Origin of the sequence: Streptomyces misionensis, assembly GCF_900104815.1 — a bacterium.
GTDB lineage: Bacteria > Actinomycetota > Actinomycetes > Streptomycetales > Streptomycetaceae > Streptomyces > Streptomyces misionensis.
The window spans coordinates 4,676,421-4,692,432 of the sequence record NZ_FNTD01000004.1 but is presented as its reverse complement, the minus strand read 5'-3'; the positions used below and the strand labels follow the sequence as shown (position 1 = coordinate 4,692,432).

General features: G+C 73.0%; 17 protein-coding genes, 2 tRNA genes and 2 pseudogenes. 4 read left to right on the top strand and 17 right to left on the bottom strand.

What is annotated here, in order from left to right:
- Positions 1–3 precede the first annotated feature (3 nt).
- The 8 genes and pseudogenes from BLW85_RS23025 to BLW85_RS22995 all read right to left on the bottom strand — a co-directional run bounded on the left by BLW85_RS23025 (position 4) and on the right by BLW85_RS22995 (position 5,945).
- Positions 4–1,059, bottom strand: a complete 1,056-nt coding sequence (locus BLW85_RS23025) for a UDP-N-acetylmuramate dehydrogenase (RefSeq protein WP_074993009.1) — start codon at positions 1,057–1,059, stop codon at positions 4–6.
- A gap of 71 nt (positions 1,060–1,130) precedes the next feature.
- Complete coding sequence (locus tag BLW85_RS23020) at positions 1,131–3,518, bottom strand: ATP-binding protein (RefSeq protein ID WP_074993008.1); 2,388 nt, start codon at positions 3,516–3,518, stop codon at positions 1,131–1,133.
- Positions 3,515–4,123, bottom strand: coding sequence for a DUF6879 family protein (locus BLW85_RS23015; RefSeq protein WP_074993007.1), 609 nt, complete (start codon positions 4,121–4,123; stop codon positions 3,515–3,517). Before BLW85_RS23015 ends, BLW85_RS23020 begins: the two co-directional genes overlap by 4 nt.
- Positions 4,116–4,385 (bottom strand): hypothetical protein, encoded by a 270-nt coding sequence (locus BLW85_RS23010; protein ID WP_070026340.1) that lies wholly within the window; start codon positions 4,383–4,385, stop codon positions 4,116–4,118. The genes BLW85_RS23015 and BLW85_RS23010 overlap by 8 nt, the downstream gene beginning before the upstream one ends.
- A 134-nt stretch (positions 4,386–4,519) precedes the next feature.
- A complete protein-coding gene (locus BLW85_RS23005; protein ID WP_070026342.1) occupies positions 4,520–4,729 on the bottom strand; it encodes a DUF397 domain-containing protein in 210 nt (69 codons plus the stop codon).
- Positions 4,726–4,860 (bottom strand): annotated as a pseudogene (locus BLW85_RS41050) (transcriptional regulator); the annotation flags it as partial. The gene BLW85_RS23005 and the pseudogene BLW85_RS41050, both read right to left, overlap by 4 nt.
- Before the next feature lie 3 nt (positions 4,861–4,863).
- Positions 4,864–5,073: a DUF397 domain-containing protein gene (locus BLW85_RS23000; protein ID WP_070026341.1), complete on the bottom strand. Its 210-nt coding sequence runs from the start codon at positions 5,071–5,073 to the stop codon at positions 4,864–4,866.
- Entirely contained in the window at positions 5,070–5,945 is an 876-nt protein-coding gene (locus BLW85_RS22995) for a helix-turn-helix domain-containing protein (protein WP_074993006.1), read from the bottom strand. Before BLW85_RS22995 ends, BLW85_RS23000 begins: the two co-directional genes overlap by 4 nt.
- A gap of 155 nt (positions 5,946–6,100) precedes the next feature.
- Between BLW85_RS22995 and BLW85_RS22990 the strand changes: the two genes are divergently transcribed.
- On the top strand, positions 6,101–6,526 hold the full coding sequence (locus tag BLW85_RS22990) for an ATP-binding protein (RefSeq protein ID WP_079172394.1): 426 nt from the start codon (positions 6,101–6,103) through the stop codon (positions 6,524–6,526).
- Positions 6,527–6,536: 10 nt separating this feature from the next.
- Here BLW85_RS22990 and BLW85_RS22985 read toward each other — a convergent pair whose 3' ends face one another.
- The 7 genes from BLW85_RS22985 to BLW85_RS22955 all read right to left on the bottom strand — a co-directional run bounded on the left by BLW85_RS22985 (position 6,537) and on the right by BLW85_RS22955 (position 10,217).
- Positions 6,537–7,964: a DHA2 family efflux MFS transporter permease subunit gene (locus tag BLW85_RS22985; RefSeq protein ID WP_074993005.1), complete on the bottom strand. Its 1,428-nt coding sequence runs from the start codon at positions 7,962–7,964 to the stop codon at positions 6,537–6,539.
- A 94-nt stretch (positions 7,965–8,058) separates the two neighbouring features.
- Positions 8,059–8,634, bottom strand: a complete 576-nt coding sequence (locus BLW85_RS22980; RefSeq protein ID WP_177330155.1) for a TetR/AcrR family transcriptional regulator — start codon at positions 8,632–8,634, stop codon at positions 8,059–8,061.
- Positions 8,635–8,769: 135 nt separating this feature from the next.
- Positions 8,770–9,198, bottom strand: coding sequence for a MaoC family dehydratase (locus BLW85_RS22975; RefSeq protein ID WP_070026346.1), 429 nt, complete (start codon positions 9,196–9,198; stop codon positions 8,770–8,772).
- A 7-nt stretch (positions 9,199–9,205) separates the two neighbouring features.
- A complete protein-coding gene (locus BLW85_RS22970; protein WP_074993004.1) occupies positions 9,206–9,658 on the bottom strand; it encodes a MaoC family dehydratase N-terminal domain-containing protein in 453 nt (150 codons plus the stop codon).
- A 112-nt stretch (positions 9,659–9,770) separates the two neighbouring features.
- The gene (gene rpmG, locus BLW85_RS22965) at positions 9,771–9,935 is read right to left on the bottom strand and encodes a 50S ribosomal protein L33 (RefSeq protein WP_003948671.1); all 165 of its coding nucleotides are present in this window, start codon (positions 9,933–9,935) and stop codon (positions 9,771–9,773) included.
- Between the two features lie 90 nt (positions 9,936–10,025).
- Positions 10,026–10,098, bottom strand: a tRNA-Met gene (locus BLW85_RS22960).
- 46 nt (positions 10,099–10,144) lie between these two features.
- A tRNA-Thr gene (locus tag BLW85_RS22955) sits at positions 10,145–10,217 on the bottom strand.
- Between the two features lie 338 nt (positions 10,218–10,555).
- On the opposite strand from BLW85_RS22955, the gene BLW85_RS22950 reads away from it, so the two are divergent.
- Both BLW85_RS22950 and BLW85_RS22945 read left to right on the top strand, forming a co-directional pair.
- Positions 10,556–11,839, top strand: coding sequence for an amidohydrolase family protein (locus tag BLW85_RS22950; RefSeq protein WP_070026348.1), 1,284 nt, complete (start codon positions 10,556–10,558; stop codon positions 11,837–11,839).
- Between the two features lie 84 nt (positions 11,840–11,923).
- Positions 11,924–12,580, top strand: coding sequence for an SDR family oxidoreductase (locus BLW85_RS22945; protein ID WP_074993003.1), 657 nt, complete (start codon positions 11,924–11,926; stop codon positions 12,578–12,580).
- A gap of 28 nt (positions 12,581–12,608) precedes the next feature.
- On the opposite strand, the gene BLW85_RS22940 is transcribed toward BLW85_RS22945, so the two are convergent.
- Positions 12,609–12,821, bottom strand: a complete 213-nt coding sequence (locus BLW85_RS22940) for a hypothetical protein (RefSeq protein ID WP_070026350.1) — start codon at positions 12,819–12,821, stop codon at positions 12,609–12,611.
- Between the two features lie 18 nt (positions 12,822–12,839).
- Positions 12,840–13,064, bottom strand: a complete 225-nt coding sequence (locus BLW85_RS22935; RefSeq protein WP_177330156.1) for a hypothetical protein — start codon at positions 13,062–13,064, stop codon at positions 12,840–12,842.
- A gap of 151 nt (positions 13,065–13,215) precedes the next feature.
- On the opposite strand from BLW85_RS22935, the pseudogene BLW85_RS22930 reads away from it, so the two are divergent.
- Positions 13,216–15,866 (top strand): annotated as a pseudogene (locus BLW85_RS22930) (SpoIIE family protein phosphatase).
- The last annotated feature ends 146 nt before the right edge of the window (positions 15,867–16,012 follow it).

Here is a 16,012-nt window from a genome sequence, read left to right as displayed (position 1 = left end):
GCCCTACAGGCCGACGCCCACCATCACCGGCTCGTTGACGAGGGTGATCCCGAAGGCCTCGCGCACCCCGGCGACGACCTCGCGGGCGAGGGCGAGCAGGTCCTCGGTGGTGGCCTCGCCGCGGTTGGTGAGGGCGAGGGTGTGCTTGGTGGAGATGCGGGCGGGCCCGGTGCCGTACCCCTTGGTGTAGCCGGCCTTGTCGATCAGCCAGGCCGCGGAGGTCTTCGTACGGCCTTCTCCCGCCGGGTAGGCGGGCGGCTCGACGTCCGCGCCGAGCCGCTCGCGCACGCGTGCCCGGAACGCCGTGAACCGCTCCTCGGTGAGGATCGGGTTGGTGAAGAAGGAACCGGCCGACCAGGTGTCGTGGTCCTCGGCGTCGAGGACCATGCCCTTGCCCGCCCGCAGCTTCAGCACCGTCTCGCGGGCCTGGGCGAGCGGCACCCGGTCCCCGGGCTCGACGCCGAGCGTCCGGGCCGTCTCCGCGTACTTGACCGGCGCGGACAGCCCGCCCGCGTCCTCCAGCTCGAAGCGGACGCGCAGCACGACGTACCGCTCGGGGTCGGCCTTGAAGCGGCTGTGGCGGTACGAGAAGGCGCACTCCTCGTTGGTGAGGGTGACCGTCTCGCCGGCGCGGCGGTCGTAGGCGATCACCTCGGAGATGGTGGCGGAGACCTCCTGGCCGTACGCCCCCACGTTCTGGATCGGCGTGGCGCCCGCCGACCCGGGGATACCGGCCAGGCACTCGATGCCGGCGAGCCCGGCCTCCACGCTGCGGGCGACGGCGTCGCTCCACACCTCACCGGCCGCCAGCTCCAGGGTCGTGCCGCGCAGCTCCACCCCCCGGGTGGCGATCCGCAGCGCGGTCCCGTCGAACCCCTTGTCCCCGATGACCAGGTTCGACCCGCCGCCGATGATCAGCAGGGGGGTCCCGCTGTCGTCGGCCTCCCGTACGGCGTCGATCACCTCGGCATCGGTCCCGGCGGTCACCAACCGCGTGGCGGGCCCACCGAGCCGGAAGGTGGTGAGCGGGGCGAGGGGGGCGTCGTGGAGTACGTGCACGGCCCCAAGACTACGAGAACGGGCCGACGGGGCGGGACGAGCGGGGGCTGGTCGGGCCGGGGCGGGCGTGGTCACGGGGGCGTGTCGCCGGGCGGTGAACGGCGCACCAGGCTGTCCCGCAGCCGTAGGGCCCGTCGGTCGGCGAATTCCGTGAGCAGGCCGAGTGCCCGGGCCCGCACGTCGGCTGCCTCCTGGGGCGCCGGGAGGTGGTCCAGGGCCAGGGCCAGGTGCGCCAGTGTCCGTGCCGTCTCCCACGGCAGACGCAGGTCCCGGAAGGTCTCCGCTGCCCGGCGGTGGCAGTCCGCCGCCTCCTCCGCGCGGCCCAGTTGCAGACATGCCTGGCCGAGGCCGTCCCAGGCGGCGGCCTGGCGGGCGCGGTCGCCGAGTTCTTCCTGGAGCGCGGCGGCGCGCCGGTAGGAGTCCTGCGCCCGGGCGGGCTGCCCGGTGGCGCGTTGGGCGTCGCCCAGTGCCAGCAGCCAGTAGGCCTCGGTGGCCGCGCTGCGGATCTCGGTGGCGATCGCCATGGCCTGCTCCGCGTGTGCCAGCGCGGCGTCCGCGTGCCCGCTGTCGAGTTCCGCCGCGACGAGGAGCCTGAGGGCGTTGCCCTCGGCGCGTCGGTCGCCGTGGGCCCTGAACACCTCGATCCCGCGGCGCAGCGGTCCGGTCGTGTTCCCCGGGTGCCCGAGTTCCAGTTCCACCTCCGCGAGGTTGACCGCCACTCGGGGCTCCCAGAACCGGTCGTCCAGGGCCGCGAACAGCGCCCTGCCGGCTTCGAGGGCCGCCCGCGCCCGGTCGAGGTTGCGCCGGCGCAGTTCGAGCAGGCCCAGGCCGTTGAGTGTCAGGGCCTCGCCGAAGGTGTCGTGCAGTTCCCGGCGCAGGGCCAGTGCCGACTCGTAGTGCTCCGCCGCGGCCGTCAGGTCCTGGGACTGGGCGTATGCCATGCCGAGGCTCTCGTGGAGTTCGGCCTGGGCACCTCGATCGCCGTCGCGCCGGGCGGCCTCCAGGCCGGTCAGAGAGGTGGTGAGCCAGTCCCGGAACGGGTTGTTGGTCATGTAGACGGCACGCAGGACCACCGCCAGCTGCCAGGCGATCCGGTCGAGTCCGCCGCTCGCGGCCGCCCGCACGGCGGCCACCAGGTTGTCCCGTTCCGCCTCGTACCACCGCATCGCCCGCGCCGCGTCGGCGAACCGCGGTGCGGGCGGCCCCGCTCCGGCGGGGACCAGTTCCACGCGCGGCTCCCGCGGTGCGACGCTGGCCTGGACCGCGTCCGCGGTGTGCAGGTACCAGGTCAGCACCCGGCGCAGAGCCTCTTCGCGCTCCTGCGGCGCCTCCTCCAGCCCCGCCTGATCGGCGGCGTAGGCGCGCAGCAGGTCGTGCAGGCGGAAGCGGTCGGACGCGGTCTGCTCGGCCATGTGCGCGGCGACGAGGACGTCGAGCAGGCGCCGGGCGGTTCGCGTGTCGACCCCCGCGAGTGCCGCCGCGGCCGTGTCGCTGAAGTCGGCGCCGGGGTGCAGTCCGAGCAGCCGGAAGAACCGGGCCGCGTCCTGCGGCAGTGCCCGGTAGGACCATGTGAACACGGAACGCACCGCCTCGGACTCCTCACCGCCGTCTGCCGACAGCGCTTCCCACCGTCCGGACTCGTCACGCAACTCGCCGATCAGATCCGCCAGACGCATCAGCGGTCGTCCGGCGGCCCGCTCGGCCGCGATCCTGAGCGCCAACGGCAGGCGCGCGCACAGGGAGGCGAGTTCGGCGACCTGGGCGGGGTCGTCCCCGTCCCGGTAGCCGGAGACGACGCCCTGGACCAGGGCGACCGAGCCGTCGCGGTCGAGCACGTCCAGGGTGAGGCGCCGTGCCCCCTCACGGATCGTCAGGCCGGGCAGCCGGTGCCGGCTGGTGACGATGGCCAGGCATCCCGGCGTCCCCGGCAGCAAGGGCCTGACCTGGGCCGCACCGGCGGCGTTGTCGAGCACCAGCAGCAGCCGGCGGCCGGCCAGCCGGGAGCGGAAGGCCGCGGCCATGTACTCGCCGTCCGCGTGGACCGCGTCCGCGGGGGCGCCGAGCGCGAGCAGAAATCCTTCGAGCACCCGCTCGTAGGCGACCGGGGCCTGCGGATCGTAGCCGTGCAGGTCGGCGTACAGCTGGCCGTCCGGGAACCGGTCGCGGACCGTGTGCGACCAGTGCAGCACGAGAGACGTCTTGCCGACTCCCGCGGTGCCGGTCACCAGCAGGACCCGTGCGCCGGCGCTGTCGTCGAGCAGACGGTCGAGTTCCGCCCGCTCGGCGCACCGATCGACGAATCCCGGCCCCGCCCCGGGGAGCTGGCGCGGGACGGGCGGTGCCGCGCGATCGGCCGCCGGGGCGTGGAAGTGGATCCCGCCCCGCACGTCGCGGGCCTGTACGACCTCGCGGGCCGTGCCGGAGAACGACGAGTCGACGTTTCCGTGCGGGCCGGTCATCGGCGGGGAGGTGCGAGGTGGGCCACGTCGCGACCGAAGAACGTGCCGATGTCCTCCCCCAGCGCGTACAGGTTCTCGATCCGCGCCGCCACACGGTTCCTCGTGGCCGTGTCGACATAGCGCACGGCGCCTTCGAGGACGCCCTCCGTGTCGTAGCGGATCTCGTACACGGTGTCGTCGTTCAACGTGATCAGTTCCGGTACCGGGCCGGTGTCCTCGTACGCCGCGACGTGTTCCGGGCCGATGACGCGGATCAGTTCGCCGCACTCGGCCCGCACCCGCAGCAGGTGCAGTTCCCATTGCAGGTAGGGGGTGAGGGGCGGCTCCACGATGCGGACCCGCAGCAGACGGCACCGGTGTCGCGCTGCCAGCCGGGACAGGTCGAGCAGCCCGGCCCGCTGCGCCTCGATCAGCCGCAGCGCCTCCGGCCAGTCCCCGCGGGCAAAGGCTTCCCAGCTCGGGTCCCCCGGCTCACGGAAGTGCTGGCGGCGCTCCAGCTTCCACGAATCCCAGCCGTCCACGGCGAAGTCCCGGCGGCGGAAGTCCTCGCGGTACGCGTCCAGTTCCAGCTTCTCGCCATGAGAGGCGCCAAGGAGGTCACGCATCCGGAATGTGCGCCTTCGCGGTGAGCAGGGTGAGCCGTGGGATGACCACGAGGCGTTCGCCCCCGCCGATCACCGCGTCGTCGGGCAGGCCCTCGGCATACACGTGCGTGAGGTCGCGGCCGATGACCGCGAAGTCGCCGTTGTCCAGCTCCCAGATGTCCGGGCAGCCGTCCCGTCCCCCGGTCGTGCCCAACTCCGCCGGCGCGATCCCGACGCGCCGAACCAGTCGGGCCTTCCGGTCCGCGTCCCAGGTATCGCTCATACGTCGCCCCCAGCTTCGCCCGTCCGGACAGCCTACTCAGCGTACGGACGCGACGACGGACCGTCCACAGCCATAAAAGGCCGCCGGACGCCTGCAGCGGACGGACGGCGTTGCGGCTGCTGTCCGGAGAGGGCTCAGCCCGCCGAGGCGTACGACACGAAGCGCGCCCACGCACCGGGGGTCAGCGCCAGCCGGGGGCCCTCGGTGTTCTTGGAGTCGCGGACATGCACGGTACCGGGGGAAACGGCCAGCTCGACGCAGGAGTTGCCGTCGTTGCCGCTGCTGTAGCTGCTCTTGAACCACGCCAGCTCGGAGGCGTCCCCGGCCGTGGTCTTGCGGATCATGTTTCTCCCAGCAGTTGCTCGATGAAGGCCAGCGACTCCCGCGGCGAGAGCGCCTGAGCCCGGATGGTGCCATACCGCAGCTCAAGGATGCGCAGGTGTTTGGGGTCGGAGGTCGGACGGCCGTTGAACGCAGCTCAGCCCGCCGAGGCGTACGACACGAAGCGCGCCCATGCACCGGGGGTCAGCGCCAGCCGGGGGCCCTCGGTGTTCTTGGAGTCGCGGACATGCACGGTACCGGGGGAAACGGCCAGCTCGACGCAGGAGTTGCCGTCGTTGCCGCCGCTGTGGCTGCTCTTGAACCACGCCAGCTCGGAGGCGTCCCCGGCCGTGGTCTTGCGGATCATGTTTCTCCCAGCAGTTGCTCGATGAGGGCCAGCGACTCCCGCGGCGAGAGCGCCTGAGCCCGGATGGTGCCATACCGCAGCTCAAGGATGCGCAGGTGTTTGGGGTCGGAGGTCGGACGGCCGTTGAACGCCCCGTCGGAGCGACCAACGGCCGTACCGTCCGGGAACTTCAGCAGTTCGATCCGACCGTCCAGCCCGGAATGCGTGTCGCAGTTCATCGGCATCACCTGAAGCACGACGTTGTGCAACCGACCTACCTCCAGCAGGCGTTCGAGCTGCCGACGCCCTGCCATTGTGCCTCCGATAGGACGCCGCAGAACCCCCTCCTCCAGGACGAAACTGAGCGCCGGGGCAGGTGAGCGTTCGAAGATCGACTGCCGGGCCAGCCGAGCGGCCACCATGCGCTCCACGTCATCCGGCGAGTACGGCGGCTGCGCTGCCCCGATCACAGCTCGGGCGTGCTCCGGCGTCTGCAGCAGCCCCGGGATGATGTGGCACTCGTACAGTGCGATCTCGACCGCCTTGGCTTCCAGCTTGCCCAGTTCCCGAACCGTCTTCGGATACCGGACCTTCTTCACGTCCTCCCACGTCGCCGCGATGACGCCGCCCGCCCCCAGCACCCGGTCGGACTCGGCCAGGTACTCGCGCCGGGGGATCCGTTTTCCGCCCTCGACCTTGTAGACCAGGTCCTCGCCGTAGCCGATGGCCGCCCCGAACTCGGCGGCGCGCATGCCCGACGCCTCGCGCAGCAGCTTCAGCTGCCGTCCCACCATGGTGATCACGGCCACGCCCCACTCGTCGTCCGGATCCACCTCCCACCCGGGCTCGTTCGCCTCCGTGCCGGGTCGTACCGCCTCGCCGTCCACCGACATTCCGCACCCCTCCGTAGTCCCGCGCCCTGTCGCGGCGCCCTACCCGTGACAACGGCGCCGACAGCCCGGACAGCACTGGACAACCCGCCGACAGTCACCGCACGCGACCGCCCGTTCACTCCGCACGGCAGGTGTTTCCGGTCACGCTGAGCAGCGTGAACCAGAAGATCGCCGCCGACACGGCCCAACCGCCCGCCCCCTCCGCCGGCTTCAGCCTGCTGCTGTCGTCCACCCGGCGCGGGGCCCGCCTCGCCCGGCTGCTCGCCGAGGCGCAGTTGCGGCAATGGGGGTTGCCCACGGCCCCCGCGACGCACCTCGTGGCCGAGCTGGCGGCGAATGCCGTCACGCACGGCCGGGTGCCGGGCCGGGACTTCCGGCTGACGCTCCGCCGCGTCGGCGACCGGCTCCGGATCGAGGTCACCGACCCGCGCGGCGAGCGGCTGCCGGATGTCCGACGGCCCGCCGTGGACGCCGAGTCGGGGCGTGGGCTGCTCCTGGTGGACGCCCTGGCGGACCGTTGGGGGGTGATCGAGGGCCCGTTTCCGTGCAAGACCGTGTGGGCCGAGTGTGTCCCGGGGTGACGTGCCGGGGTCAGCCCGCCGTGGTCTCCAGGGCCGGTGCGGCCGGTTCCGCCGGTGCCGGCCGGGGGCCGCCGGCGCGTGCCGGGATCATCAGCGCGGCCAGCGCGGCGAGGGCGACCACCGAGGCGCCGGTGATCAGGGCCGGGCGCAGACCGTCGACGAAGGACTGGGCGGAGGTGTAGCCGCCGTACGCCGAGAAGATCGAGGACATCACCGCGATGCCGAGCGCGCCGCCCACCTCGCGCAGGGCGTTGTTCGCGCCGGAGGCGATGCCCTGTTCCTGCGGGCGCACGCTGGACATCACCAGGGCGGCGGCCGGGGCGAAGTACAGGGCCATGCCGGCGCCGCTGAGGACGAGGGCGGGCAGCTGGTCGGCGTAGGAGGCGTGCGCGGTGACCACGCAGGCCATGTAGCCGAGGCCGGCGGCCTGGAGCAGCAGGCCGGCGGCGACGACCGGGCGGCCGCCCACGCGGTCGGACAGGAACCCGGCGATCGGCGCGACGAGCATCGGCATCCCGGTCCACGGCAGCATCCTGAGCCCGGCGTCCGTGGGCGAGTAGCCCAGCACGTTCTGCATGTACTGGCTGAGCAGGAAGATCGAGCCGAACATGCCGACGAACATCAGCAGGCTCGCCGCGTTGATCCCGGAGAAGGCCCGGGAGCGGAACAGGCGCATCGGCAGCATGGGGTTCGCGGCCCGCGAGCTCCAGCCCACGAAGGCGAGCAGGAGCACGCCGCCGGCCGACAGCGCGGTCAGCACGACCGGGTCCGTCCAGCCGTCGGAGGGGCCCCTGACCAGGCTGTACACGATGCCGAAGAGGCCGCCGCCGGCGAGCAGGGTGCCGGGGACGTCGAGGCGGGCGTCGGCGCCGTACGACTCGGCCAGCCGCAGCCGCGCCAGCGGCAGGACGAGCAGGCCGAGCGGAACGTTCAGCCAGAAGATCCAGTGCCAGGACACGTGTTCGGTGAGGCTGCCGCCGATCAGCGGGCCGGAGGCGACCGCGAGTCCGTTGACGGCGCCCCAGATGCCGTACACCGTGCCGCGCCTGGCCGCCGGTACCGCCGCGGTCAGCAGGGTCAGTGTGAGCGGCATCATCACCGCGGCGCCCACGCCCTGCACCGCGCGGGCGGCGATCAGCGAGCCGATGCCGGGCGCCAGCGCCGCGGCGGCCGAGGCGCCGGTGAAGACGGTGAGTCCGGCGATGAACAGCCGCCTGCGCCCGAACCGGTCGCCGAGCGCGGCGCCGAACATCAGCAGGCAGGCGAAGGTGAGCGTGTACGCGCTCACCGTCCACTCCAGATCGTCCAGCGCGCCGCCGAGATCCTGGCGGATCGAGGGCAGGGCGGTGGTGACGACGAGGTTGTCCAGGGCCGCCATGAAGCCGGCGACGCTGGTGACGAGAAGCGCCCAGGCGGCGCTCCTGCGGGTCTGTGACATCGCTCCCCCGGGGATGAGATCCCGTTCGATTGGTTAGTTATTACTGACTAACTTTCGCGGGCGTGGGTCCGCCCATGGGCGTCCCGCGCCTTGCCTACGCCTCGGGTTCGCCCGTTCCGCGCTGGAACGGGTCCGCGTGCAGCCCCTCCCACACCCGGTGTCCGGCCGGGAAGCCGAGGGCCACCAGGCAGTTGATGAGCATTCCGTAGGCCATGAAGTGGGTCGTGCCGGTCACGTCGGCGCCGAGCGGCACATGGACGGCGTCCCACAGCCGCATCCACCCGGCCCGCACGGCCTCGCCGAACTCCCGGTCGCCCTCCTGCTCGGCGGCCGCGACGGCCAGGAACATCTGCATCTGCATCATCAGCCGCGAGGGCTGCTCGGCGATGGCCGTCTTGTAGGCCGTGGCCATGGCGTGCACGGCCTCCTCGCCCTCCAGCCCCTCGGCCGCCTCCTCGAACATGCGGATGGTGTCCTGGATGCAGCGGTCCGCCGCGGCCAGGAAGATCGCCCGCTTCCCCGGGAAGAGCCGGAAGAGGTACGGCTGTGACACGCCGACCCGCTTGGCGATGGCCTCGGTGGAGGTGCCGTAGTAGCCCCCTCGGCCGAACTCCTCCATCGCCGCTCGGACGACGCTTTCGCGCCGCTCTTCCGCACTCATCCTGGGCATGAAAGTAAGTTAGTACTCAATTACTACTTCCACAACCCGGTATCCCGCCTGGAGCTGCCTGGAAACGCGTAAGGGGCGCCCCGCCAGGAGGACGCCCCTTACGTCTACCGCTCAGCCGCCGGAGCGGGCCTGCCGTCAGGCCAGTCGCACGACCGCCCGCGACATGCCCAGCACCTTCTGGCCGCCGCTGGTCGCCGTGAGGTCCACGCGGACGGTGTTGTCGTCCAGCTTGGCCGCGACCTTGCCGCTGACCTCGATCAGGGCGCCCTGATCGTCGTTGGGCACGACGACCGGCTTGGTGAAGCGGACGCCGTACTCGACCACGGCGCCCGGGTCGCCGAGCCAGTCGGTGACCACGCGGATCGCCTCGGCCATGGTGAACATGCCGTGCGCGATCACGTCCGGCAGGCCCACCTCCTTGGCGAACCTCTCGTTCCAGTGGATGGGGTTGAAGTCCCCGGAGGCGCCCGCGTAGCGCACCAAGGTGGCGCGGGTCACGGGGAAGGTCTGGGCCGGCAGCTCGGTGCCGACCTCGACGTCGTCGTAGCCGATCTTCGCGGTCATCAGCTGCTCACGCCTCCTCGGCCGCGCGGGCCACGAGCTTGGTCCAGGCGGTCACGACGTGCTCGCCCGCCTCGTCGTGCACCTCGCCGCGGATGTCCAGGATGTCGTTGCCCGCGAGGGACTTGATCGCCTCGATGGTCGAGGTGACCGTGAGCCGGTCACCGGCGCGCACCGGGCGGCGGTAGGCGAACTTCTGGTCGCCGTGCACGACCCGGCTGTAGTCCAGGCCGAGCTGGGGGTCCTCGATGACCTGGCCGGCGGCGCGGAAGGTGATGGAGAACACGAAGGTCGGGGGGGCGATCACGTCGGAGTACCCGTACGCCTTGGCGGCTTCCGGGTCCGTGAACACCGGGTTGGTCTCCCCCACGGCCTCGGCGAACTCGCGGATCTTCTCCCGGCCCACCTCGTAGGGGGCGGTGGGCGGGTAGGTCCGTCCCACGAAGGACTGGTCGAGCGCCATGGCCCGGCACCTCCTGATGTCTGGTGTGAGGGTCCCAAATTAGCCGGGCCCGACCGCGGGAACGCCGCGAGGCCGCCCCCTCGGAAGGGGACGGCCTCGCGAACGAGCCTATTTATCGCGTTTCGCGGTGCGCGGTGTGCGCGTTGCAACGCGGGCAGTGCTTCTTCATCTCAAGGCGATCCGGGTTGTTACGCCGGTTCTTCTTGGTGATGTAGTTCCGCTCCTTGCACTCCACGCAGGCCAGCGTGATCTTCGGGCGGACGTCGGTGGCAGCCACGTGAGTGCTCCTAGGACGAACGGATGGACTTATTCAACGCAAGAAAGAGTAGCCGATCGAAGGACCGACCCCACAATCGGCTACTGTCAGTAGCGGTGACCGGACTTGAACCGGTGACACAGCGATTATGAGCCGCTTGCTCTACCGACTGAGCTACACCGCTTTGATGAGATCGGAACCCGTCTTGCGACGGGAACCTCTCACACCAGAGCCCCAAAACGGAATCGAACCGTTGACCTTCTCCTTACCATGGAGACGCTCTGCCGACTGAGCTATTGGGGCGAGCGATGAAGACATTACACGGTCCGCCGCCGTTCGCCCAAATCCGTATCCCCCCGGGGGCGGGTGCGCCTTGTGGCGGGCGGCCGGGGTGCGGGTGCGCGGGTCGCGGAGGTGCGGCGAGGGGGCCCGAGCAGGTGCGACGGCGCGGCTTGGGAGGGTGCCTGACGCGCCGGCGCGGGGAGCGGCGACGGGCCGCGCCGCCCGTGGGCCACGCCGGTACGACTATTGCGCTCCTGCGCCGTCCGCGCGGCTCGCCACCCTAGGCTCGGTCCGCCTGTGTGATCTTGGGACGCCTCCCGGTCACCGGCCCCCGCCCCCTCTGCCCTCCCTGGAGCGCGATGCCCGACAGCCAGCCGCAGCCGCACCCGCCGTCGAACTGGTCGGGGTCCTCGGGCCCGTCCGGGTCCCGGGGACCGGGCGACCCGGGCGGCCTGCTGCTGTGCGGGGCGCGGCTCACCGACGGACGGACCGTGGACGTACGGCTGGACGGCGGGCGGATCGAGGCCGTGGGCACCGCGGGCAGCCTGGCGTCGGGTCCGGCGCGCGCGGGCGTGCAGCGCGTCGACCTGGCCGGCTATCTGCTGCTGCCCGCCCCGGCGGAGCCGCACGCCCACGGCGATACGGCCCTGTCCGCCGAGCGCCCCGGCCCGGCCTCGTACGCCCCCGACGACGTCCAGCGCCGGGCCACGGAGTCCGCGCTGCTCCAGCTGGGGCACGGGGCGACGGCCGTACGGGCGCACGTGCGCGTGGGCGACGTGCAGGGGCTGGGCGCGCTGGGTGCCGTACTGCGGGCGCGGCGGGCGCTGCGCGGGCTCGCGGAGCTGACGACGGTGGCGATGCCGCGGCTGCTGACGGGGGTGGCCGGCGCGGACGGGCTGGCGGTGCTGCGGGACGCGGCGAAGATGGGCGCGGCGGTGGTGGGCGGCTGCCCGGACCTGGACCCGGATCCCACGGGGTACGTGGAGGCGGTCCTGGAGGTGGCCTCGGAGCACGGCTGCCCGGTGGACCTGCACACCGACGCGGCGGACCCGGCCCGGTTGTCCCGGCTCGCGGCGATGGCGGGTGGTCTGCGCCCCGGCGTGACGATCGGGCCGTGCGCCGGTCTCGCGCACCTGCCCGCGGACATCGCCTCCCGCGCCGCCGACCAGCTGGCGGCGGCCGGGGTGACGGTGGTGTGCCTGCCCCAGGGCGGCTGCGGGGGCGCCGACCGCCGGGGGACGGCGCCGGTACGGCTGCTGCGGGCGGCCGGGGTGCGGGTGGCGGCCGGCAGCGGCGCCCTGCGGGACGTGTCGAACCCCGTGGGCCGCGGCGACCCCCTGGAGGCGGCCTACCTCCTCGCCTCCGCCCACGGCCTCGGACCCGAGGACGCCTACGACGCGGTGAGCACCTCCGCCCGGGCCGCGCTCGGCCTGCCCCGGGTCAGCGTGGAGGCGGGCTTCCCGGCCGAACTCCTCGCCGTGCGCGGCGATCACCTCCCCGGCGCCCTCTCCCTCGCCTACAGCCGCATCGTGATCCACCACGGCCGGGTGGTGGCCCGTACCAGCGCGGTCCGCGAGTACCGCAACTCGGCGGTGCCCGCGGAACCCGGACTGCCCCGGCAGGGGCGGGGAGAGGCACCGTAGGGCCAGCGGACACGCGCCGCCGGCCGGCCGGGGCGGGGCCAACCCGTGCGGCGGGCAGGGGCCTTCGGGCGTACGGTCGGAAGCATGCGCATTGTCATCGCTGGAGGGCACGGTCAGATCGCGTTGCGGCTGGAGCGGCTGCTCGCCGCGCGTGGATACGAGGTCGCGGGGATCATCCGCGCGGCGGAACAGGCCGACGACCTGCGCTCGGCCGGCGCCGAGCCGGTGGTGCTGGATCTGGAGTCGGCCTCGGTGGAGGAGGTCGCCGAGCGGCTGCGGGGCGCGGACGCGGCGGTCTTCGCGGCCGGCGCCGGTCCGGGCAGCGGTACGGCCCGCAAGGAGACGGTGGACAAGGGCGCGGCGGTGCTGTTCGCGGACGCGGCTGTGCGCGCGGGCGTACGCCGTTTCGTCGTGGTGTCGTCGATGGGCGCGGACCCGGCGCACCAGGGCGACGAGGTCTTCGACGCCTATCTGCGCGCCAAGGGCGAGGCCGACGCCCACGTGGCCCGCCAGAAGGACCTGGACTGGACGATCCTGCGGCCCGGTTCGCTGACCAACGACGCGGGCACCGGCCTGGTCCGGCTGGAGGCGCACACCGGGCGCGGCATGGTCCCGCGCGACGACGTGGCGGCCGTACTCGCGGAGCTGGTGGACACCTCGGCGACGGCCGGTCTGACGCTGGAGCTGACGGGTGGTTCGACGCCGGTGTCGGTCGCGGTGAAGTCGGTGGCCGGCAACTGACGTCCGGGCCGCGCGAACTGACGGCGGCTCAGAACAGCGGCAGCTGACCGGGGAACTCGGGTACGACGTAGCCGTCCAACGTCGGCTGCGCCGCACCGAGTCGGGCCTGCCGCCGGGAGCCCTCGCAGGAGACGAGCCGCGTGCCCTCGCGCGCCCCGGGCGGGTCGTGCCGGGCGAAGCGGCCCGCCACGACGGCGATCTCACGGTGGCACACGGGGCAGGTTCTGCGTCGGGAGGACATACCGCCAGTGTGCCCGGTTCAGGTGCGCGACTCCGCCTCCCAGCGCTCGGGGCCCACCCCGCGCCAGTCGATCAACGGGGAGTCCGCCACCTGCTCGGGCTCGATCTCCAGCCCCGCCCGGCGCAGGAATTCCACCAGGTCCCGCACGTTGTGCGCGAGCCCGAGGATCTCCCCGTCCACCCGCACCCGGCGGCCGCCGGTCGGGGAGGGCAGGTGCACCACGATGGGCCGCTTGCCGGTCATGGCTCCAGCATCGTCCGGACGCGGCACCGCCGCACCCGCACCCGGATCACGGTCCGGATCCGGCCTTCCATAATCGTTCACTCGTTCGATTCTAGTGAATCCAACGGGGCGGGCCCCGGGTGGGGTGGATGTATCTGGGCACCCGGCAGCCATGGGCACTTCCGCGCCGCCCGGAGCGCCGTCGCAACGGCTGCCTCCGGAAGCGGAGAGCGCCGCGCTCGCCCGGCGGTTCGTGCGATCGGCGCTCAGGGATGTCGTGCCCGAACTGCGGGACACCGCCGAACTGCTGGTCGACGAGCTGGTGACCAACGCGGTGGTTCACGCGCGCGCCGAGGTGGAGGTGCGGGTCTGGGCCGCCGAGGGCCGGGTGTGCGCGCGGATCGGCGATTCCCGGCCGGAGCGCGGTCTGGTGCCGCACGACCGCCACCCGTACGCCTGCACCGGGCGGGGCCTGGCGCTGGTGGAGGAGCTGGCGACCAGCTACGGCGTCCACAGCGGGGAGGACCGCAAGACGGTCTGGTTCGAGCTGTGGCCCGACCCCCCGGCGCCGCCGACGTCCGCGTGGGAGACCGTGGGGCCCTGCGGCCGGACCGTGACCGTGGCGCTCGACGACGTGCCGTACGCCCTGTACTGGGCCGCGCAGCAGCAGTGGGAGGGGACACTGCGCGAACTGGTCCTCGCCCCGTCCGCCGCCGACCGGGCCGGCATACGGCCCAAGGAGCTGCTGGCCGCCCGGGAGACGAGCCAGGTGATCTCCGCCTGCATGACGACCGCGGTGCAGCAGGAGGCGCCCGACACCACGACTCTCTCGTTGGCGGTGGCCTTCCCCGCGGACGCCGCCGCGGCCGCGGCGGCCCTGGGCCAGGTGCTCGACAGGGCCGACATGGCCGCACGGCGCGGGGACCTGCTCACCCTTCCGGCCCTCCCGCAGATCCGGGCCTTCCGGCGCTGGCTGCTCGCGCAGATCGTCGGCCAGCTGTCCGGGCGGCACCCCACGGCATGGACGCTGGTCCGCGGCGCGCCGGGCGCGATCCCCGCGAAGCTGGCGCCCTGGGACGCGAGCGAGGTGGAGGCCGCCAACGTGCCGACCGTCGCGGCCGACGACGGCAACCGGATCATCGCGGTGAACAGCTCCGCGGCGAACCTGCTGGGCTGGTCCGCGCACGACCTCGTCGGGCGGCGGCTGACGGTGCTGATCCCCGAGCACCTGCGCGAGCGCCATGTGGCGGGCTTCAGCGCGCTGTTGCTGACCGGTGAGTCCCGCATCCTGGGCCGTTCGATACCGATGCCCGCGCTCCACCACGACGGGCACGCGGTCCCCGTCCGCCTGGCCGTCCAGACGCAGGAGGCGATCGACGGGCGCAGCGTGTTCGTCGCCCAGCTCACCACCACGACGGCCGGGCCCGCCCCGCCGTACGCCCCGCCGGGCAGCCGGTACGCGACCCGGGCCGCGCCGGGACCGGTGCACCTGCCGACCGGCACGAAGAAGGCGCGCAGGGTGACCGTCGACCGGGCGGTGTCCGAGTGGCTGCCCCTGTTCGCCGACGCCAGCGCCGCCCTGAACAGCACCCCCGACCTGGGCGAACGGATGCGACGGGTGTGCCATGTGCTGACCCAGTGGCTGGCCGACTGGTGCGCGGTGGACCTGCTCGACCACGGCGAGGTGGAACGCGCCTGCATCGTCCACCGCGATCCCCACCTCGTGATCCCCGGCGGTCACCTCGGCCGGCTCCCGCCGATCACCGACACCACGAAGGCTCCGCTGCCCCGGGTGCTGCGCGGCGCCGGTCCGCTGCTGATGACCGAGATCCCGGCGCCCGGCCGGACGGACAACCCCCTGGACGCACGGCAGCTGGAGCTGGTCGGGGAGCTGGGCGGCAGCACCGCGGTCATCGCTCCGCTCCGGGGCGACCAGGAGGTCTTCGGCGCGCTGACCCTGGTCCGCACGGATGACGAAGCGCCCTTCACCAAGGACGACATCCCGCTGGTCGCGGAACTGGTCCGCGGCATCGCGGTGGGGCTGGACAACGCCCGCCAGCACCAGAACACCCACGCCAACGCCGAACACCTCCAGCGCGCCCTGCTGCCGGAGCTGCCCCGTGCCCGCCATCTGGAACTGGTCGCTCGCTACGTCCCCTCCAGCACCACGGCCAAGATCGGCGGGGACTGGTACGACGCCTTCGCCCTGCCCGGCGGCGACACCGTGCTGGTCATCGGCGACGTGTCGGGCCACGACCTCCAGGCCGCCGTGGCCATGAGCACCCTGCGCAACATGCTCCGCGGCCTCGCCGTCGACCGCCCCGAGCCGCCCGGCGACGTCCTGCACCGCCTGGACCTCGCGAGCCACACCCTCTCTCCGCGCTCCACCGCCACCTGCGTCTACGCCCTGCTGAAGGACGCCGGCGGCACCGGGCACCCGGACCTGCACCACTCGTCCGCGGGTCACCTGCCGCCCCTGCTGGTCACCCCGGAGGGCGGCGCCCACTACCTGGAGTCCGGCAGGGGGCTGCTGATCGGCATGGACCCCGACATCCCCGCCCGTCCGCGTGCGACCCGCTGCCGCCCCGCTCCACCCTGCTGCTCTTCACCGACGGTCTCGTCGAGCGCCGCGGCCAGTCCCTCGGCATCGGCCTGGAACTGCTGCGCGAGTACGCCGCCACGCTGGCGCGGGACTCCCTCGACGTCTTCTGCGACGAACTGATCATCAAGTTCGGCGGCGACGCCACGGACGACATCGCCCTGCTCGCACTGCGCCCGTCCGGACGCCCCGGCGAAGGCCCTGCGACGAGGGTGCGACGGTGACGTCCAGGTGAGAGAACCGGGCCCCGGAGCACCCGGGACTGTCAGTCCCTGCGGGTAAGCGGCCCCGCCGCTTCTCGGCTCCGCAGCGATACTCCGCCCGCCTGCTCGCGCCGCAAACGACCAGTGGCGGCACTTCGGTGCCGCCA